This window comes from Saccharopolyspora sp. MMCC62 (assembly GCF_057736575.1).
On sequence record NZ_JBYKCM010000023.1, the window covers coordinates 1 to 1,300 of the forward strand.

The window sequence follows — 1,300 nt, forward strand, 5'->3', positions numbered from 1 at the left end:
ACGAAGTCGTAACAAGGTAGCCGTACCGGAAGGTGCGGCTGGATCACCTCCTTTCTAAGGAGCAATACACATCCGCGAATGCTGGTTTCGGCTGGTGTTGGTGGGGTGTCTGGGGTTGAGAAGGCGTCTGTTCTTCTGCTCTGGGTGCTCAAGGATTTAGTGGAAATGCTGCTCGGAGTTTTCGTCATCGTGCACGCTGTTGGGTGTCTGAGAGAGCACACTGTGTGTGTTTTTTCGGTTGTTGTTTGAGAACTGTATAGTGGATGCGAGCATCTTTGTGGCCAAGTTATGTAGGGCACATGGTGGATGCCTTGGTACCAGGGGCCGATGAAGGACGTGGGAGGCTGCGAAATGCCTCGGGGAGCTGTCAACCGAGCTGTGATCCGAGGATGTCCGAATGGGGAAACCCGGCCCGAGTGATGTCGGGTCACCTGCACCTGAATGTATAGGGTGTTGGGAGGGAACGCGGGGAAGTGAAACATCTCAGTACCCGTAGGAAGAGAAAACACTGGTGATTCCGTGAGTAGTGGCGAGCGAAAGCGGAAGAGGCTAAACCGGGCGCGTGGGATACCTGACAGGGGTTGCGTGTTCGGGGTTGTGGGGCTTGTCTGGAGGCGGCTGTCACCGTTTCAGCGTGGTCGTGTGTGTTAGTTGAACAGGTTGGGATGCCTGGCCGGAGTGGGTGAGAGTCCCGTAGGCGAAAGCACATGCGGTACGTGTGGATTTGTTCCCGAGTAGCAGCGTTTCCGTGGAGGGCGCTGTGAATCTGGCGGGACCACTCGCTAAGCCTAAATACTGCCTGGTGACCGATAGTGGATAGTACCGTGAGGGAATGGTGAAAAGTACCCCGGGAGGGGAGTGAAATAGTTCCTGAAACCATGTGCCTGCAATCCGTCAGAGCATGATCTTTTGGGTTGTGTGATGGCGTGCCTTTTGAAGAATGAGCCTGCGAGTTGCTGCTGCGTGGCGAGGTTAACCTGTTGTGGGGTAGCCGGAGCGAAAGCGAGTCTGAAGAGGGCGTGGAGTCGCGTGGTGCAGACCCGAAGCGGAGTGATCTACCCATGGCCAGGGTGAAGCGCGGGTAAGACCGTGTGGAGGCCCGAACCCACCAGGGTTGAAAACCTGGGGGATGAGTTGTGGGTAGGGGTGAAAGGCCAATCAAACTTCGTGATAGCTGGTTCTCCCCGAAATGCATTTAGGTGCAGCGTCGTGTGTTTCCTGGGTGGGGTAGAGCACTGGTTGGTTGATGGGCCTTATGGGTTACTGACGTCAGCTAAACTCCGAATACGCCTGGGTAGAG

General features: G+C 55.9%; 2 rRNA genes. Both read left to right on the forward strand.

Features of this window, described 5'->3' with window-relative positions:
* Window positions 1-54 (forward strand): 16S ribosomal RNA (locus AC29IT_RS28710); the annotation flags it as partial.
* Between the two features lie 225 nt (window positions 55-279).
* Window positions 280-1,300, forward strand: a 23S ribosomal RNA gene (locus tag AC29IT_RS28715); the annotation flags it as partial.